At 58.6% G+C, this 18462-nt stretch carries 16 protein-coding genes; 8 read left to right on the forward strand and 8 right to left on the reverse strand.

The window, feature by feature from the left end:
• Window positions 1–2 precede the first annotated feature (2 nt).
• The 3 genes from glmS to GOW16_RS00715 are packed head-to-tail and all read left to right on the forward strand — an operon-like array spanning window position 3 to window position 3066.
• Window positions 3–1826 carry a glutamine--fructose-6-phosphate transaminase (isomerizing) gene (gene glmS / locus GOW16_RS00705; RefSeq protein ID WP_170409286.1) on the forward strand — a complete coding sequence of 608 codons (1824 nt, stop codon included), beginning with the start codon at window positions 3–5 and terminating at the stop codon, window positions 1824–1826.
• Between the two features lie 3 nt (window positions 1827–1829).
• The gene (locus GOW16_RS00710) at window positions 1830–2372 is read left to right on the forward strand and encodes a pyridoxamine 5'-phosphate oxidase family protein (protein ID WP_170409287.1); all 543 of its coding nucleotides are present in this window, start codon (window positions 1830–1832) and stop codon (window positions 2370–2372) included.
• 7 nt (window positions 2373–2379) lie between these two features.
• Window positions 2380–3066, forward strand: coding sequence for a DNA alkylation repair protein (locus GOW16_RS00715; protein WP_438826259.1), 687 nt, complete (start codon window positions 2380–2382; stop codon window positions 3064–3066).
• Here the strand turns inward: GOW16_RS00715 and GOW16_RS00720 are convergent.
• On the reverse strand, window positions 3054–3470 hold the full coding sequence (locus tag GOW16_RS00720) for a hypothetical protein (RefSeq protein WP_170409291.1): 417 nt from the start codon (window positions 3468–3470) through the stop codon (window positions 3054–3056). The genes GOW16_RS00715 and GOW16_RS00720 overlap by 13 nt on opposite strands.
• 90 nt (window positions 3471–3560) lie before the next feature.
• On the opposite strand from GOW16_RS00720, the gene moaA reads away from it, so the two are divergent.
• Together moaA and GOW16_RS00730 are read left to right on the forward strand one after the other, a co-directional pair.
• The gene (moaA, locus tag GOW16_RS00725) at window positions 3561–4568 is read left to right on the forward strand and encodes a GTP 3',8-cyclase MoaA (RefSeq protein ID WP_170409293.1); all 1008 of its coding nucleotides are present in this window, start codon (window positions 3561–3563) and stop codon (window positions 4566–4568) included.
• A 1-nt stretch (window position 4569) separates the two neighbouring features.
• Window positions 4570–5868 carry a 3-deoxy-D-manno-octulosonic acid transferase gene (locus tag GOW16_RS00730; RefSeq protein WP_170409295.1) on the forward strand — a complete coding sequence of 433 codons (1299 nt, stop codon included), beginning with the start codon at window positions 4570–4572 and terminating at the stop codon, window positions 5866–5868.
• Window positions 5869–5949: 81 nt separating this feature from the next.
• On the opposite strand, the gene GOW16_RS00735 is transcribed toward GOW16_RS00730, so the two are convergent.
• The 6 genes from GOW16_RS00735 to GOW16_RS00760 all read right to left on the reverse strand — a co-directional run bounded on the left by GOW16_RS00735 (window position 5950) and on the right by GOW16_RS00760 (window position 13662).
• Window positions 5950–7113: a M20 aminoacylase family protein gene (locus GOW16_RS00735; RefSeq protein ID WP_170409297.1), complete on the reverse strand. Its 1164-nt coding sequence runs from the start codon at window positions 7111–7113 to the stop codon at window positions 5950–5952.
• Window positions 7114–7172: 59 nt separating this feature from the next.
• Entirely contained in the window at window positions 7173–8315 is a 1143-nt protein-coding gene (locus GOW16_RS00740) for an MFS transporter (protein WP_368039856.1), read from the reverse strand.
• A 70-nt stretch (window positions 8316–8385) separates the two neighbouring features.
• The gene (locus GOW16_RS00745; protein WP_170409299.1) at window positions 8386–9663 is read right to left on the reverse strand and encodes a DUF3422 family protein; all 1278 of its coding nucleotides are present in this window, start codon (window positions 9661–9663) and stop codon (window positions 8386–8388) included.
• A gap of 382 nt (window positions 9664–10045) precedes the next feature.
• On the reverse strand, window positions 10046–11500 hold the full coding sequence (locus GOW16_RS00750) for an NAD(P)(+) transhydrogenase (Re/Si-specific) subunit beta (RefSeq protein ID WP_170409301.1): 1455 nt from the start codon (window positions 11498–11500) through the stop codon (window positions 10046–10048).
• Window positions 11501–11513: 13 nt separating this feature from the next.
• Complete coding sequence (locus GOW16_RS00755; protein WP_170409303.1) at window positions 11514–13085, reverse strand: Re/Si-specific NAD(P)(+) transhydrogenase subunit alpha; 1572 nt, start codon at window positions 13083–13085, stop codon at window positions 11514–11516.
• Window positions 13086–13212: 127 nt separating this feature from the next.
• Window positions 13213–13662, reverse strand: coding sequence for a methyltransferase family protein (locus GOW16_RS00760; RefSeq protein WP_170409305.1), 450 nt, complete (start codon window positions 13660–13662; stop codon window positions 13213–13215).
• Window positions 13663–13859: 197 nt separating this feature from the next.
• Between GOW16_RS00760 and kynU the strand changes: the two genes are divergently transcribed.
• A complete protein-coding gene (kynU, locus tag GOW16_RS00765; RefSeq protein ID WP_170409307.1) occupies window positions 13860–15053 on the forward strand; it encodes a kynureninase in 1194 nt (397 codons plus the stop codon).
• Here the strand turns inward: kynU and GOW16_RS00770 are convergent.
• Window positions 15046–15624 (reverse strand): TetR/AcrR family transcriptional regulator, encoded by a 579-nt coding sequence (locus tag GOW16_RS00770; protein WP_170409309.1) that lies wholly within the window; start codon window positions 15622–15624, stop codon window positions 15046–15048. The two genes, kynU and GOW16_RS00770, sit on opposite strands and share 8 nt — an antisense overlap.
• Before the next feature lie 99 nt (window positions 15625–15723).
• Between GOW16_RS00770 and GOW16_RS00775 the strand changes: the two genes are divergently transcribed.
• Together GOW16_RS00775 and GOW16_RS00780 are read left to right on the forward strand one after the other, a co-directional pair.
• Window positions 15724–16188 carry a (2Fe-2S)-binding protein gene (locus GOW16_RS00775; RefSeq protein ID WP_170409311.1) on the forward strand — a complete coding sequence of 155 codons (465 nt, stop codon included), beginning with the start codon at window positions 15724–15726 and terminating at the stop codon, window positions 16186–16188.
• Window positions 16189–16191: 3 nt separating this feature from the next.
• Window positions 16192–18432, forward strand: coding sequence for a xanthine dehydrogenase family protein molybdopterin-binding subunit (locus tag GOW16_RS00780; protein ID WP_170409313.1), 2241 nt, complete (start codon window positions 16192–16194; stop codon window positions 18430–18432).
• The last annotated feature ends 30 nt before the right edge of the window (window positions 18433–18462 follow it).

Raw genomic sequence — 18462 nt, forward strand, 5'->3', positions numbered from 1 at the left:
TTATGTGTGGTATTATAGGTGTATTGGGCGAGCACGAAGCTGCACCCACATTGGTCGAGGCGCTGAAACGGCTGGAATATCGCGGTTATGACAGTGCCGGCATTGCAACCGTCAATGATGGCACTCTTGGGCGTCGTCGAGCCGTAGGCAAGCTGGTCAACTTAAGCGATTTGCTGGTGCACGATCCCCTGCCCGGCAAATCCGGCATTGGTCACACTCGTTGGGCCACGCATGGTGTACCGTCGATAACCAACGCGCATCCGCACCAGGCTGGTCCGGTGGCCGTTGTGCATAACGGTATCGTCGAAAACTATCGTGAGCTGCGTGCAGAGCTGGCGGAAAATGGTATCGGGTTCGCGACCGAGACCGACACCGAAACCGTCGCCCTGATGACAGAGTATTACCTTAGGACCGGCCTGTCGCCGGTTGAAGCCGCCTTCAAAACCATCGACCGCCTTGTGGGTGCGTTTGCGCTGGCTTTTCTGTTCGACGGCCAGAATGACCTGATTGTCGCTGCGCGCAAAGGCTCGCCTCTGGCGATCGGTCATGGCGATGGTGAGATGTACGTGGGGTCCGACGCCATCGCACTGGCCCCGTTGACCGATCGCATCACCTATCTTGAGGAAGGCGACCGTGCGGTTTTGACCCGGACTTCTCTGGAAATTCGCAACGAAGCCGGGGAACTGGCCAACCGCGAAACCCGCCAGATCAATCTGGACCACACGCAAACCGAAAAGAACGGCCACAAACACTTTATGGCCAAGGAAATCGCCGAGCAACCGGTGGTGATTGCCGATGCGATCCGGTCTTACCTGCCAAGCGGCAGCAACCAGGTTGTTCTGCCGGATGCTGACTTGGACTTCACCAAGCTGGACCGCCTGACCATGGTCGCCTGTGGCACGGCGTTCTACGCATGCCTGACCGCGAAGTACTGGTTCGAACAATTGGCGAAAATGCCGGTCGAGGTCGATATCGCCAGCGAGTTCCGCTATCGCGAACCTCCGATCAGTGATCGCACAGCCGCACTGTTCGTCAGTCAGTCAGGTGAAACCGCTGACACTCTGGCGGCACTACGGTATTGCGAAGGCAAGGCGGACAAGATCGTATCGGTCGTCAATGTCCCCGAAAGCTCGATCGCCCGCGAAAGTGACGTTGCTCTGCCCATCCATGCAGGCGTTGAGATTGGCGTCGCTTCGACCAAGGCATTCACATGCCAGCTGAGCGTTCTGCTGATGCTCGCGCTCAAGGCCGCTGCGGATCGCGGCACGCTGACCGATGAAGAGCTGGCCGACCACTACGCCGCGCTGCGCGGACTGCCAACCGTTCTGAACGCGGCGCTTGATCAGAACCCGGCCATCAAGACATCCGCCCAGCGCTTGTCCGAGGCTCGCGATGTATTGTTCCTGGGTCGTGGGCTGATGTACCCGTTGGCAATGGAAGGGGCGCTTAAGCTTAAGGAAATCAGCTATATCCACGCCGAAGGTTATGCATCGGGCGAGCTTAAGCACGGACCAATCGCCTTGATCGACAAGAACATGCCTGTGGTGGTCATGGCCCCGCGTGACACGGTTTTCGACAAGACTGTATCGAACATGCAAGAGGTGATGGCACGTAAGGGAAAGGTCATTCTGGTCTCGGACGACGACGGTATTGCCGAGGCCGAAGATGGCGTCTGGAGTACTATTCGGATGCCTCATGTCCACCCCAGCCTGGCCCCGATTCTGTACTCGGTCCCCGCGCAACTGCTGGCCTATCACACGGCTGTGGCCAAGGGCACGGACGTGGACCAGCCGCGCAACCTGGCAAAATCGGTTACGGTGGAGTGAAACATGGCCAAGCAATTTTCGGAACTGGACGACGCGCAGCGTAAATTCATCGAAGAACAGCATATGTTCTTCGTTGGCACTGCGGCACCTGATGGGCGGGTCAATATCTCGCCCAAGGGCATGGATTCTCTGCGTGTTCTTGGCCCGAACCGGATTGCCTGGATGAACCTAACCGGCAGTGGCAACGAAACTGCAGGCCATCTTCTTGAAGCCAACCGAATGACGCTGATGTGGTGTTCGTTCACGACACGGCCATTGATCTTGCGAACCTATGGGACCGCGCGCACGCTGCATGTGGGCGATGCGGGCTGGAACGAACTGGCCGGCCTGTTCCCTGATCACCGCAGTGCGCGTCAGATCTATGATCTGGATATCGATGTGGTTCAAACATCGTGCGGCTATGCCGTGCCGTTCATGGAATACCAGTCCGAGCGTGACACGATGCAGAAATGGGTCGATGGCAAGTCTGACGAACAGATCCAGTCTTATTGGGTGGAAAAGAACCATCAAACCATCGACGGCAAACCCACACGCGCTCGGAACTGACCTTATGATGCTTGAAGCGTATCTGGACCAGATCAAAGCTCACGCTGACCCCGTTCGCGCCGAACAAATGGCCGCCTATCATAAGGTGGACCGTCCGCATCTGGGCGTGGCAAATCCGATCCTGAATGACTTGACCAAAGCGTGGCGACGGGAATTGGAGGTGGAAGAGCGTGTGAAACTGGCGGATGCCCTGTGGCAAACCAACATCCACGAAGGACGCCTTGCCGCTGCAAAACTGCTGACGCAGGCCCGTATCCGCCCCGATGATGCCGTCTGGGGCCTGCTGCAAAGCTGGTTGCCGGATTTTGATGCCTGGGCCGTGGCAGACCACGCCTGCATGGCCATGCAAAAGCGTCTGTCAGCCGACCCATCACGGTTGGACCAAGTGGAAAGCTGGACGACCTCGGACCACATGTGGACGCGCCGCGCGGCACTGGTGGCCACCCTGCCCTGGACCAAACAAAACCACCCAAAGCCCGACGATCTGCAACGCCGCGACCGCGTTCTGGGATGGGCTGCAGGCTATGTTCCTGATCGCGACTGGTTCATTCAAAAATCCATCGCGTGGTGGCTTCGGGAATTGTCCAAGCACGACCCGGACCGCGTAGTCGCCTTTTTGAAGACCCATGGTGACGCGATGAAGCCATTTGCGCGAAAAGAGGCTGGCAAGTATCTGAAAGGTCAGTTGGAATAAATTTCCAGCTCAACCAATTCATCAAAGGGCAGCAGCAATGCCCGCATTGCATCCAGCGACAGGCGGCTGCCTCCCCCGGCCGGCCCCGGAGCTGGCACCAAGGTGATATAGGCCTGCGCACCCGTTCGCGGCACAACAACGCGGCCAGTGATTTCTGTTTCCACCAGTGACGTTTCAAGCCATCGACCGGGCGTTGTGGGATCCCCTAGTCCTGCAATCGTGGTCTTTGGCCCAGCCCACCCGGTAGCAGCGACCGCTACGGGTTGCGGTTCGACAACCTCTTCCACAACGGCTGGTTTCGCTTCTTCGGGGGGCTTGTCGCCACCAAAGACGCGTTCGGTGGTCGATCTTACGGTGTCGCATCCCGCCACCAGTACACACAAAGTCAAAAGCGCATATCTCATGCCTCAAACCTATCGCCCTACGCACATCTGTTCCAGCGCAAAGCTCAGTTCGCCCTTGTCGGGAGGCGGTTGCAGCTTTACCTATGTCGCATGACAGCTCCGCTTATCGACCCATTCGCACGTGCCATCACCTATCTCCGCGTTTCCGTTACGGACCGCTGCGATTTCCGCTGTGTCTATTGTATGTCCGAGGACATGACCTTTCTGCCCAAGAAAGACCTTCTGACATTGGAAGAGCTTGACCGCATGTGCTCAACCTTTGTGAACATGGGCGTGGAAAAGCTGCGCATCACCGGTGGTGAGCCTTTGGTACGTCGCAATATTATGACATTCTTCAATTCGATGACCCGCCATCTGGAAAGCGGAGCGCTCAAAGAGCTGACGCTGACCACCAATGGTTCGCAATTGCACCGGTTTGCCGATGACCTGTTCGCCGCCGGTGTGCGTCGTGTGAACGTCTCGCTGGATACGCTGGACGAGGACAAATTTGCCAAGGTCACCCGTTGGGGTCGGCTGAAACAGGTGTTGAACGGCATCGATGCCGCGCAGAAGGCGGGCCTGCGGATCAAGATCAACGCAGTTGCTCTGAAAGGATTCAACGAACCCGAACTGCCCAAGATCACCGAGTGGTGCGCCGAGCGGGATATGGACCTGACCTGGATCGAGGTCATGCCGATGGGCGATATCGGCAACGAAGACCGTCTTGATCAGTACTGGTCTCTCAAGGATGTGCGCAAAGAATACGAGAAACACTATTCCGTAACCGATCTGGCCGAACGGACCGGCGGGCCTGCGCGATATGTAAGGCTTGAAGAAACGGGTCAAAAAATCGGCTTCATTACTCCGCTGTCGCATAACTTCTGTGAAAGCTGCAACCGCGTGCGCCTGACTTGCACCGGTGAGCTTTATATGTGTCTCGGTCAGGAAGATATGGCCGACCTGCGCGCGCCGCTGCGCGATCATCCCGACAGCGACAAACAGCTGGAAGCGGCGATCAGATCAGCAATCAACCTCAAACCCAAAGGCCATGATTTCGACTATTCGCGTCAAGCTGTCGACGGCCAGATGAGCCGCCATATGAGCCACACAGGCGGCTAAAATGCCAAACACTCCGGATCGGCCAACGCTGCTGTACCACTTGTATTGCAGTCTGACTTCCGCTGCGGCGCCGCTGGCATGGCGCACGGTTCGCAAAAAACTGAACGCAGCGGGTGTCCCCCAAGAACGGCAGCAGGAGCGTCTTGGCCACGCCAGTCAGCCCCGTCCCGATGGCCAACTGATCTGGTTCCACGCGGCCAGCGTCGGTGAAACCCTGTCGGTCATCAGTCTGATCAAACGTCTGGGAGAGCGACTGCCCGACGCTCAGTTCCTGATAACGTCAGGCACGCCCACTTCTGCCGCGTTGATCGAAAAACGGATGCCGCCCCGCGCGCGCCATCAGTACCCGCCACTGGACACAGCCGCCCCTGTGAAACGGTTTTTGGAACACTGGCGCCCCAATGCCGGTGTTTTCGTCGAAAGTGAAATCTGGCCGCGTCTTATCGTCGAAGCCTCTCGCCGGGATATTCCACTGGCGCTGCTCAATGCACGTCTGTCGGACCGGTCTGTCGAGAGATGGAAAAAGCGCCCCCAAACCGCGGGTTTCATCCTGGATCATTTCTCGCTGTTCTTAACTCAGAACGACAAGACGGCGACAAACCTGAACGACATGGGCGCGCCATCCGACAGGATACAGCTCGGCACCAACCTGAAGGCCATGTCAGAACCGTTGCCCGTAGATCAGGGTACGCTGTACGACATCCGGTCGCAGATCGCGGACCGCCCCGTTTGGATCGCCAGCTCGACCCATGCAGGTGAGGAAGAAACGGTTCTGGCGGCCCACGCCGAGCTGTTGAAACGCTGGCCCGACCTGCTGCTCCTGCTGATCCCCCGACACCCTGAACGACGGTCAGAGGTCGCAACCCTGCTGGAAAACGCCGGGCAATCTGCGGCCTTCCGATCCAAAGGCGAAAAGATCGCGCCGCAGACCCAAGTCTACGTCGCGGACACGCTGGGCGAGACCGGCACATGGTACGCCTTGTGTCCCATCGTGTTTCTGGGCGGTTCCCTCAGGGAAATCGGCGGTCACAACCCGTTTGAGCCAGCGCAAGCCGGCGCCGCAGTGATCACCGGCCCCGGGTACTACAACTTTGCAGAAACCTTCGCGCCCCTGATCGAAAGTGGCGGCGCGACCGAGGTCAACTCTGCCTCACAACTCGCCGATATTGTTGCGCTTTGGCTTTCCGACGCCGCTGCACTGGACAAGGCCCGGGCTGGCGTAAAGTCCTGCGTGAACACCCAGAAGTCCGCGCTGGACGATGTGATCGACACATTGTGCAATACGCTCGACCTCACTTGACGCAGAGCGGATCCAACTTCATCTGGCCCCAAATATCCCGGGATGCGCGAGGGGCTGGCCCCTCGCTTCCCGGCATCACCATCAGGCAGCTGGCATCCGCTGCTCCACAATCTCTGCCCACCAGCTGCAACCGGCTGGAATAGCTTCATCATTGAAATTGTATTCGGGGTGATGCACGGCTGCCGTGTCTCCGTTGCCAACCAGAATATACGCCCCAGGCCGCTCTTCCAGCATAAAGGCAAAATCCTCACCGCCCATGATCAACGGCGCCTCATCGCAGTCACCCGAGACTGAGCGCGCGACATCTGCGGCAAAGTTAGTCTGTTCCTCGCTGTTCACCATCACCGGGTAGCCTCGGTAATAGGTCACATCCGCTTCGCCTCCGAACGTCGCAGCGACGCCACCACAGATTTCGTTGATGCGCTTTTCAGCCAGATCGCGCATGTCCTTGCTCATCGTACGCACGGTCCCTTTGATCTTCACCGTTTGAGGGATCACGTTGAACGCATTTGACGACGTCTCGAAAGACGTGACCGAAACCACAATACGATCAATCGGGTCGGCATTCCGTGACGCGATGGTCTGCAGCGCCAAAACGGCCTGCGCCGCCATTACGGTAGTGTCGACCGTTTCATGAGGTTTGGCGGCGTGCCCGCCTCTGCCTTCGAAGGTGATATCGAACTGGTCCGTTGCCGCGAAAAAAGCGCCGGGTCGAATGGCGAAGCTGCCAACGGGGCGGCCGGGCCAATTGTGCATGCCATAGACCTCTTGAATGCCCCAGCGGTCCATCATGCCGTCTTCGCACATTTCGCGCCCTCCGCCGCCACCTTCTTCGGCGGGTTGGAAGATCACGACCACAGTGCCATCGAAGTTTCGCGTCTCGGACAGGTATTTCGCGGCCCCCAGCAACATCGCCGTATGCCCGTCATGGCCACATGCGTGCATGGCGCCGTCAGTTTTTGAGGCATAGTCCAGCCCCGTCGCCTCATGGATCGGCAGTGCGTCCATATCGGCACGCAACCCGATCACTTTGCCGCCTGTATCCGCCTTGCCCTTGATCACGCCTACAACACCGGTGCGGCCAATGCCTGTCACAACCTCATCACAGCCGAATTCCCGCAGCCTGTCAGCGACCAACGCACTGGTGCGATGTGTGTCGAACAGGATTTCGGGGTTTTCATGAATATCGCGTCGCCATTCGGTGATTTCACCCTGCAACTCGGCGAACCGGTTTTTGATCGGCATGTTGGTCTCCTATCCGTTGGTTTTCCGGCCTGCTGCTCCGCTGTGACGCCGCTTTTGGTTCAGCCTGTATCGGCAGGTCGCAGCGCGCCCGCCAACAAGACAATGAATACGGCCAGCGGCAGCAGCGCCGTGAATGCTATGCGCAATGTAAGCATCTCTGCGAGAAACCCAATAAGCGGCGGACCAATCAACAACCCTCCATATCCAAGCGTGGCAACGCTGGCAATCGCCTGCCCCGGAGGCACGTTGGGATCGCTGGCCGCCCGGCTGAAGGCCAGTGGCATAATCACTGCGTATCCGATCCCCATCATCGCAAATCCGGCCAATACCTGTCCTGCCTCAGCAGCAGAAACCACGCAAAACACGCCCAACGCAGCGCAGGCCCCACCAAATCGCGCTGTTGCCACCGATCCGAAGCGCGCAATGACGAACCCTCCTGCCAACCGGAACGCAACCATGGCCACCGAGAACACCGCATAGCCCAAGGCAGCAACGCTTTCAGCCGCATCGGTCACGTCTCTCAGGAAGATCGCACTCCAATCTGCCACCGCGCCCTCCCCCAAGGCACCGCACAGGGCGGTGAAGCCCACAAGGATCAATGCGCCAGAGGGCAGGGCAAAGATCTTGCCTCTGGACACGGTCGAACGACGCGATGTCCACTTCACCCAAGACAATACCAATGCCAGGCCAACAACGATCCCGCCAGCCAACAGAAAATGCTGGATGACCGTCAGCCCCATCTGCACCGCTGCAAAACCGCTGAGTGCTCCGAGCCCTGCCCCAAGGCTCCACATCGCGTGGAAGGATGACATCACGGGCTTCTTGTAGGCCTGCTCAACCTCAGCGGCCCAGGCATTCATCGCCACATCCATCGAACCGTGGAAAGCTCCGAACACGAATAAAAAGGCTGCAAGCGACCAGAAGCTGCCCGCGAGGGCCAGAAGGATCAGAGAAAACGTATATAGAACGGCAACGACTCGCGTCAGGGCCACCGCGCCGAACCTGTCGGTCAACCGGCCCGTGATCGGAAAGGAACACACCGCGCCTGCGGCCATGAACAACAAGCCATATCCCAAAGCCTCATGCGTCAGGTCCAACTTGTCCCGGACCGCCGGAATTCGCGACGCCCAGATGCCGAACAAGGCGCCATTCAATATGAACATGGCGGCCACGGCCCGCCACGCTGCCACGATCCCGATCACAGAGGATTCCTTAACTCAGGTGCCAAACGCGTTTGTTGTACAGCGCACGGTCCTTCAGGCAAATACGCATTTACGCCAGCCGTTTCCGAATCCTTCGTACTGCAATCCAAACAGTCAAAACAACCGGGATCGTCACTGCCGCTGTCAGCATCCCCTTGCTGACCCCCGCACCTGTCAGTGGATAGAGCAAATAGCTGACCAGCGACACCGCGTAGTAGCTAATCGCGACGACGGAAAGACCCTCGACCGTGTGCTGCAGACGCAAAGCAAGATCGGCGCGACGGTCCATGCTTTCCAGCAAAGCCTGGTTTTGCGCGCTTCGCTCAACGTCCACGCGTGTTCGCAGCAATTCTCCGGCGCGGATGGCCCGGTCAGAAAGCGCTTGCAGGCGACGCTCGGTGGATTTCACGGTGCGGATCGCCGGGTCGTATCGGCGCATCATAAAGTCAGCAAAGTTCTGGCCGCCCTCAAAGCGTTCCTCACGTAAGACTTCGATCCGCTGGTTTACGATGGCCTCGTAGGCACCAGTTGCCCCGAAGCGGAACGAACACTGCGCGGCAAGTGTTTCCAACTCGATCGAGGTCGCCAGCAAATCCTGCAGCAACGCGTCCGGCTGAGCAGAGTTGTCCGTCATCTGCCCCATCAGCCGCGTCAGCTTTTCGTCCAGCTTTCCGATGCGGGGCATCAGCTGTTTGACGCGCGCAAACCCCAGCATGGACATCGCTTTATAGGTTTCGATCTCACACAACCGTTGGACAATCCGACCTGTCCTGCGCCGTCCCGTGTCCTTTGCCACAAACAACGCAAACCGCATGTGCCCGGCCGGATCGATACGAAAATCGCTGGCACAAATGGCTGCATCGTCCAACACTCGAGCAACAGCCAGGCTTTCCGGTTCGAACCAATCCAGCAGCTTGGACTTGGTCGCCTCATCGCTTTCTCGTTCAACCACCCGCACCATGGCTGACGTGACCCTTTGGCCAGGACTTGCCATCAACCAGTCAGGTGGAAAAACCTCGAAGTCCGCCGGATTGAACGCGCGGTCGCTGACGTTCTGGGCGATGGCCGTGTAGGTCACGAACTCGGTGTGTTGCTCCCACTTCAACCAATGGCGGCCGATTTGCCCGGCATAGTGAGTAGCATCCGGCTGCGGATGCTGGGCACCATGACGGTCGAGAAGCTCGATCAAGTGTTCCAGATCTTCGCGGCGATCCCGCGCGACAGCAGCAACCGGTTTCTTGATCGCCAAAAAGACCACCGTACAGGGCATCGCTGCCACCGGAAACGGACGGGCGTGCAGTTCATTGGCCAACGCATAGCGCAGCGGATGGTCATCAATCGGCGTCATTTAGGGCTCCGTTTCATCCGAGGCACTATACGACACCTTAGAAATACATCAATTCTCTTTTTATTTCATATACTTACAAGGATACGACGGTATACAAACACGCTATCTCATTGAATTAGTTGCCACAGCTTGATCAGGCTGCCTTCCGAGTCATAGATACGTACGGGTTTTCCGACCTCAGCGTTCCACTCTGCCTTGGTTGGAACCCCTATACCGGCGGCCTCAAGCCACGCCATCATGCAATTCGGCTCAGTTTATCACACGCCGCCCGCTTCATCTGGCCAAAAATATCTTAGGGGGTAAGGGGGCAAAGCCCCCAGCTCGTCTCAAAAAAGAAAAGGGCGCCCGCAGGCGCCCTTTGCAATTGGATCACACCCGTTGATCAGTCGATCATTGGCAGGAGTTTATCGAGGGACTGTTTTGCGTCTCCGTAGAACATGCGGGTGTTTTCTTTGAAGAACAGCGGGTTTTCGATGCCCGAGTAGCCGGTGCCCTGGCCGCGTTTGGACACGAAGACCTGCTTGGCCTTCCAGCATTCCAGAACCGGCATGCCGGCGATGGGGCTGTTGGGATCTTCCTGTGCCGCAGGGTTCACGATGTCGTTCGAGCCGATGACGATGGCAACATCCGTTTCGGGGAAATCGTCGTTGATCTCGTCCATTTCCAGAACGATGTCATATGGCACCTTCGCTTCAGCCAGCAGGACGTTCATGTGACCCGGCAGACGACCCGCAACGGGGTGGATCGCAAAACGCACATTCTTGCCCTTGGCGCGCAGCTTACGGACCAGTTCCGACACAGACTGCTGTGCCTGCGCCACCGCCATACCGTAGCCGGGGATGATGATGACACTGTCGGCATCGTTCAGGGCTGTGGCCACGCCGTCGGCCTCGATGGCGATCTGCTCGCCTTCAACGGCCATCTGCTCGCCCTGCGGGCCACCAAAGCCGCCCAGGATTACGCTGACAAAGTGACGGTTCATCGCCTTACACATGATGTAGGACAGGATCGCACCCGAGGAACCAACCAGTGCACCAACCACGATCAGCAGGTCGTTGCCCAGCGAGAAGCCGATCGCCGCAGCCGCCCAACCCGAGTAGCTGTTCAGCATCGACACAACCACCGGCATGTCGGCACCACCGATGCCCATGATCAGGTGATAGCCGATGAACAGCGCCGCCAGCGTCATCAGGAACAACGGGAAGAAGCCGCCGGACGAGGTGTACCAGACCAGGCAGATCAGCGAGAGACCTGCAGCCGCCGCATTTAGCGCATGACCACCCGGCAGCTTGGTCGCCGCCGATGTGACCTTGCCGGCCAGCTTGCCATAGGCCACAACCGACCCGGTAAAGGTGATCGCACCGATGAAGATGCCCAGGAACAGTTCGACATGCAGGATTGCCAGCTCGGCTGAGGTTTTCTTGGCGATCAGCTTGGCAAAAGCGCCCAGATCAGAAAGGTCTGCCTCTTTCGCGCTGTCGGCAATCGCCATGACCTGCGCCACGTTGCCGATCTCAAAATGCGCGTTGAAGCCGACGAACACAGCCGCCAGACCGACCAGTGAGTGCATCGCGGCCACCAGCTGCGGCATCTCGGTCATCTGGACGCGCTGCGCCACATATTGACCGATCAGGCCACCGCCCGCGATCAGCAGCAGCGACAGCAGCCACAGACCCGAACCGGGACCAACCAGCGTGGCAAAGACCGCCAGCGCCATACCGACGATGCCGTACCAGACCGCGCGCTTGGCGCTTTCCTGGTTCGACAGACCGCCGAGCGAAAGGATGAACAGAACAGCCGCAACAACGTAGGCGGCAGTAGTGAAGCCAAATTCCATGTGCCCGGCCTCCTTAAGATTTCTGGAACATGGCGAGCATGCGCCGGGTTACGAGGAAGCCGCCGAAGATGTTGATCCCGGCCATGAAGACGGACAGCGCCGCCAGCAGAATGACCAGGAACGACCCCGATCCGATCTGCATGAGCGCCCCAACGATAATGATCGACGAGATCGCGTTGGTGATCGCCATCAGCGGTGTATGCAGGCTGTGCGCGACGCCCCAGATCACCTGGAAGCCCACGAAGATGGCCAGCACAAAGACAATGAAGTGCTGCATGAAGCTGGCCGGAGCGATCAGCCCCACCAGCAGCATCAGCGCGCCGCCGACACCCAGCAGGGTGAACTGCTGCTTGGTCTGCGCTTTGAAGGCCGCGATCTCCTGCGCCTTTTTCTCTTCCGGAGTCAGTTCTTTGACCTCGGGCTTTTTCTGCGCCGCAATCGCCTGCACCTTGGGCGGTGGTGGCGGGAAGGTGATGTCGCCTTCAAATGTCACGGTCGCGCCGCGGATCACGTCATCTTCCATGTCGTGATTGATCTGACCATCCTTTTCAGGCGTCAGGTCGCTCATCATATGACGGATGTTGGTCGCGTACAGAGACGAGGACTGCGCCGCCATCCGGCTGGGGAAGTCGGTATAGCCGATGATGGTCACACCATTGTCGGTCACAATCTTTTCGTCGGCCACGGTCAGCTTGCAGTTGCCGCCCTTTTCCGCCGCAAGGTCCACGATAACCGAGCCCGGCTTCATCGCCTCGACCATATCCTTGGTCCAAAGCTCGGGCGCTTCGCGGTTCGGGATCAGCGCCGTGGTGATGACGATGTCCATTTCCGGGGCAAGTTCACGGAACTTGGCCAGCTGCGCATTGCGGAACTCTTCCGACTGGACGCTGGCATACCCACCGGTGGCCGCGCCATCCTGCTGGTCTTCTTCAAAGTCCAGATAGACGAACTCGGCCCCCATCGATTCGACCTGCTCAGCCACTTCGGGGCGAACGTCGAAGGCGTAAGTGATCGCACCCAGCGACGTCGAAGTGCCGATCGCCGCCAGACCGGCCACGCCAGCGCCCACGATCAGCACCTTTGCAGGCGGCACTTTACCAGCCGCTGTCACCTGACCGGTGAAGAAGCGGCCAAAGTTGTTACCCGCCTCGATCACCGCGCGGTAGCCCGCGATATTAGCCATCGACGACAGCGCGTCCATCTTTTGCGCACGCGAAATACGCGGCACCATTTCCATGGCGATGACGTTTGCGCCCTTGGACTTGGCTGCCTCCATTCCCTCTTCGTTGCCCGCAGGGTTGAAGAAGGAAATCAACGTCTTACCCTTGGTCAGACGCTTCAGCTCAGCCTCGTTCGGCTGACGCACCTTGGCCACGATATCCGCCGACTTCCACAGCGCGGCCGCAGTCTTGACGACCTCTACCCCCGCTGCCTCATACGACGCATCCGAAAACCCAGCCGCCGCACCAGCGCCTTTCTCAATCAGACACTCATAGCCCAACTTCTGCAACTGCAACGCAGAGTCTGGCGTCATCGCAACACGGTTTTCACCGTCATAAATCTCTCTCGGTGTGCCTATCTTCACTGGCAGTCCCCCTAATTTTCACTCTGACCGAGCGGGTGGTCGGTATTGTTTGTTAAGCAAAGGTGTATCCTGCGCAACATTATTTCGCAAGCGCAGCATAATTACGTTGTGTCATTGCCACACCATTTCAGATCCATCGGCGAGTTTGGCGTTCATATCGGGCAAAGTCAGCGCGAAAGGTTCTGCGCAAACGATCCTCTTCAGGCACGATGAAACGGCGTTCCAGAAGCCATACGAAAACCGGAATCAGAACCAGAGATGCAACCGCATCAAACCGCAGTATAAGACCCGCCAAAATCAGCACATCGCCAACATAGATTGGGTTTCGGCTGCGTTTGAATATCCCGGATTGCACAAGTGACGTGGGCGTTTCGTGCGGGATGATCGTCGTTCGGTGGCGGCGGAACTCTGCTATGGCCAACACGATCAGGATCGCACCGCCACCGATCAGGACGCCACTTAGGAGATCCGTAAAGCCGCTGTCCAGCGACAGGCCCATTGGCAAATGCCGCGCCTGCAGCCATGCCAGAGCGGCGAAGCCCACCAACCAGACCGGAGGGATGTCGATTTTGCGCATGTCAGCTGTCTTTCGTTCCGGCAGTCGCAGCGAGTGTCGCTTTTGCCCGATGACCTACCGTTTTTTAGTCGCAATAGCAAAATAGCAGTTGGTCGCAGGCAAGTTGGCTCGCGTCAGTTCTTCGATGATGGACAGCCGCTTTTCGATCAGATAGCCATTTTGCACCAACAACCGTCCAACATGGATACAGAACTACGATGACCGACTTTGCCGCGACCAAAGCCATGTTCAACCTTCCCCAGGGTGTCGTTTATCTGGACGGCAACTCGCTTGGACCACTGCCCCGTGCCGCCGGAGACCGTGTAAATGACATGATGGTTCAGGAGTGGGGGCAAATGCTGATCACCGGCTGGAACAGGGCCGGGTGGATGGCTTTACCGACCGGGTTGGGCGATCGCATCGGACGACTGATTGGTGCCGAACCCGGCAGCGTTGTTACCGGAGATACCCTGTCGATCAAAGTGTATCAGGCGGTCGCCTCGGCGCTGGAGCTGTGCCCGGATCGCAAGGTCGTTCTTTCAGACAGCGGCAATTTCCCGTCCGACCTCTATATGGTGGACGGTCTGCTGCGCTCACTAGGACCGGACTATGAGCTGCGCGTCGTTGCACCCGAAGACGTGGCCGCCAATGTGACCGAAGATGTGGCCGTTCTGATGCTGACCGAGGTGGACTACCGCTCGGGTCGGATGCATGACATGAAGGCACTGACAGAACTGGCCCATGCAAACGGGACGGTGACGGTTTGGGATCTGGCCCATTCGGCCGGTGCGATTCCTGTTGATCTGGCGGGATGCAACGCCGATTTTGCGGTTGGCTGCACCTACAAGTACCTGAACGGCGGTCCTGGTGCGCCCGCATTCATCTATGTGGCCCCGCGCTTGATGGAGCGGGTGCGCCCGGCATTGTCCGGATGGTTGGGCCACGAATCGCCCTTTGCTTTTGATTTGGACTACCGCCCAGGCGACGGGATCGAGAGGATGCGGGTTGGTACGCCCCCAATCCTTCAAATGAGCGCACTGTCTGCGGCAATGGATATTTGGGACATGGCCGACATGCAGGACGTGCGGGCCAAATCCATTGAACTGACAGAGTTGTTCATTAACCGTGTCGAGGCCGCCTGCCCCGATCTACAACTGGCAAGCCCGCGTGATCCTGCCCAGCGCGGCAGCCAGGTGTCCTTCCGATTTGCCGACGGTTATGCCGCTATGCAGGCTCTGATTGCGCACGGCGTGATCGGAGACTTCCGAGCGCCTGACATCATGCGGTTTGGTTTCACCCCGTTGTACATTGATGAGCAGGACGTTGAAAACGCAGTCGGAATCCTAGCAAATATCATGCAGAATCGGCTGTGGGACACGCCCAAATACAAGGTGCGCCAGCGGGTTACCTGACTTCCAGCCCTGCCCCAATCAAAGCGGCAAACTGGGCAACTCGTGTTTCGTAATCTTCTGCGCCCAGGGCGCTTATCTTCAGCCCTTTCAGAGTGGCCGTAATCGTTTTGGCGGTTTCGTCTGCGTCCGACAGCAACCTGACGCGTCCGGCTTTGTCTTCGCGTGAAAGCCACTCAGCATACAAACGCGCCAGCTCAGCCTCGCCCCGCGATATGATTTCTGACGACATGGACTTGGTCGTATCCAGCATCTCAAGTCCATGAGGGGATGCAAGGATGGTGGCCATTCCCTCGGTTTGGGCTTGAACCGCGCTCTTAAAAACACCCGAAACAGATCCTGACGCCGTCAGTGCCGCGGCAACCGCGGCAGTCTTCGACGCATAATATTGCTCGGTCAGCTTAGTGACGATTGCCTCTTTATTCTTGAAATGCAGATACACCGCTGGACGGGACATTCCCGCACCCCGCGCTATGTCATCCATAGAGGTCTTGCGGAATCCATAAGTCGCAAAAGCCCGAAACGCCGAGTCCAGGATCGCCTGTTGCCGTGTATCGTCTGCTAAGTCTGCCATCCAGAAACACGTGACACTTTCTGTTCATTTTGTCAATTGACACAATGACACTTTGAGATAATTATGTCATAAACCAGCCACAGCTACGAGAGGTGCGCCATGGCGACCGCCCTTAAGATCAACGGAAAGCAACATCAGGTTGACCTGCCCGATGACGTCCCCCTGCTTTGGGTTTTGCGGGATGAGGTCGGCCTGACCGGCACCAAATTCGGCTGCGGTGTGGCTGCTTGTGGGGCGTGCACCGTGCACATTGATGGTGAAGCGGTACGCTCGTGCCAGGTGGCCTTGTCAGATGTCTGGGGCGATGTGACTACGATTGAAGGAATCGGCACGCCAGATTCGATGGCCGCAATTCAGCAGGCTTGGGTCGATCATCAGGTGGCGCAATGCGGTTACTGCCAGTCGGGCCAGATCATGCAGGCCGCCGCTCTGTTGGCAGAAAACCCTGCACCTTCGGACACGGATATCGACGATGCGATGCAGGGCAATCTGTGCCGCTGTGGCACCTACCCCCGCATCCGCGCAGCGATTCACGACGCGGCATCCAAACTGAAGGAGGCATAAACCATGGCATCCGTTGGAAAAATCCTCCGCCGCACTTTCCTGATCGGCTCGGCAGCAATTGTCGGGGGCGTGGCATTTGGCGCGTATTACGTCAGCCGTCCGGCTGCCAATCCGCTAAAACCAGCGGAGGGTGAAACCGCGCTCAGCCCCTTTGTTCTGATCGACCAAAACGGCGTCACCCTGTTCGCCCCCCGCGCCGAAATGGGACAGGGCGTAATGACCACATGGGCCGCCTTGATCGCCGAGGAATTGGATGTGGAGCTGGACCAAATCCGCGTTCTGCACGGTCCTGCTGCGGCCGCCTACTACAACTCGGCTCTGATCGGAGAAGGGCTGCCGAACAAGGGTTATGACATCTCGAACTTCCAGCAAAATCTGGGAGAGGCTCTGGGCGTTCTTGGCCGAACGTTAAGCTTGCAGGTCACCGGTGGTTCGACCTCGATGAAGGATGGTTTCGAGCGCATGCGCGAGGCGGGGGCGACCGCACGCGAAACGCTTAAACAGGCAGCAGCGGACCGTCTGGGCGTGGATCGTTCGCAACTGAAGACCGAAAACGGTGCTGTAATCGCGCCGGATGGGATGCGCATTCCTTATCCCGAGCTTGCCGAGGCCGCCGGTCAGACTGAACCGCCGGAAGTCGAATTGCGTGATCCATCCAACTGGCGCTTGCTGGGGCAAAACCTGCCTCGTGTGGATGTCGTCGGTAAATCCACCGGCACCGCCGAGTTCGGGATCGACGTGCGCCCCGAGGGTCTGAAATTTGCCTCTGTCCGCATCAACCCCAAGCTGGGCGGCGAGATGAAGGGTTTTGATGCCAGCGCGGCCGAGCAGATGCCCGGCGTGGAAAAGGTGGTCGATCTGGGCAATGGCGTGGCCGCGATTGCCAGCAACACGTGGCTGGCCATTCAGGCCGTCGAGGCGATTGACGTTGATTGGGGCGATGCCCCCTATCCGCCAGACACCGATGCCATTTTCACCGAAATCGCCAAGGCATTCGACGCGTCCCCAAACTCGACCATGCGCGATGACGGTGACGCTGACGCTCTGCCCGCCGGTGCCACCGAGATTACTGCCGAATACACAGTTCCCTATCTGGCCCATTCCACGATGGAGCCGATGAACGCCACTGCGCTGTTCACTGGTTCGGCGCTGGAACTGTGGTGCGGAAATCAGGCCCCGACGCTTGTTCAGATACGAGCGGCCAACACAGCCAATCTGGATAAAGAAGCCGTTCAGATTCACACCACTTACCTGGGTGGAGGATTTGGCCGCCGGGGCGAGCTGGACTTTGGCGAGATCGCCACCAAGGTCGCAATGGCCATGCCCGGCGTCCCCGTCCAGACCACCTGGAGCCGTGAAGAGGACATGCGCCATGACTATTACCGCCCTGGCGCGATGGCTCGGATGCGCGGCGCCGTGAAAGACGGTCAGGCCGTACTGATCGACGGCAAGGTCGCGGCTCAGTCGTGCACACAGCAGGCGGTTCAGCGCTATACCGGCATACCGGGCGGCGGCCCCGACAAGGTTCTGGTCGAAGGGTTCTTTAACCAGCCCTACGCAGTGCCCAACTACCGCATGAGCGGACATATCGCCAATCTGGACATTCCGGTCGGGTTCTGGCGTTCGGTCGGGAACAGCCACAACGGCTTCTTCCACGAGACATTCATGGATGAGATGGCCCATGCCGCAGGTCGTGATCCATTGGAGTTCCGGCTGGAGCTGGCCGAAGCAGAGCACGCACCGTCGGCAGGCTGCCTGCAAGCCGTAAAAGAGATGTCTGGCTGGACCGGCAATACACCGAACGGGGTCGGACGTGGCGTGGCGATGACTTATAGCTTTGGCACACCGGTCGCTCAGGTGATTGAGGTGGTCGACGAGGATGGCACCATCCGTATCGCCAGGGCCTGGATCGCCTGTGACGTCGGCCTGGCCCTGGACCCCGGCACGGTCGAGGCGCAGATGTTCGGCGGCATGATCTATGGTCTGTCGGCTGCAGTTATGGGGGAGATCACCTTCTCGGACGGAGAGGTCGAGCAGTACAATTTCCCCGACTATGACGCGTTGCGTATACACAACGCGCCCGTGACCGAGGTGAAGATTCTGGAAACCAACCACCACATGGGCGGTGTTGGCGAACCGGGAACACCCCCGTCTATGCCAGCCTTGGGCAATGCCCTGTTCGACCTGACAGGTGAGCGTGCGCGTGCCCTGCCCTTGATCAATCAGTTCAATCTGCTGGTTTGATCGCGCTGCGCCGGTCCGGAGCCTTCCTCC

It is taken from the genome of Ruegeria atlantica, assembly GCF_013033965.1.
Classification (GTDB): Bacteria; Pseudomonadota; Alphaproteobacteria; order Rhodobacterales; family Rhodobacteraceae; genus Ruegeria; species Ruegeria atlantica_D.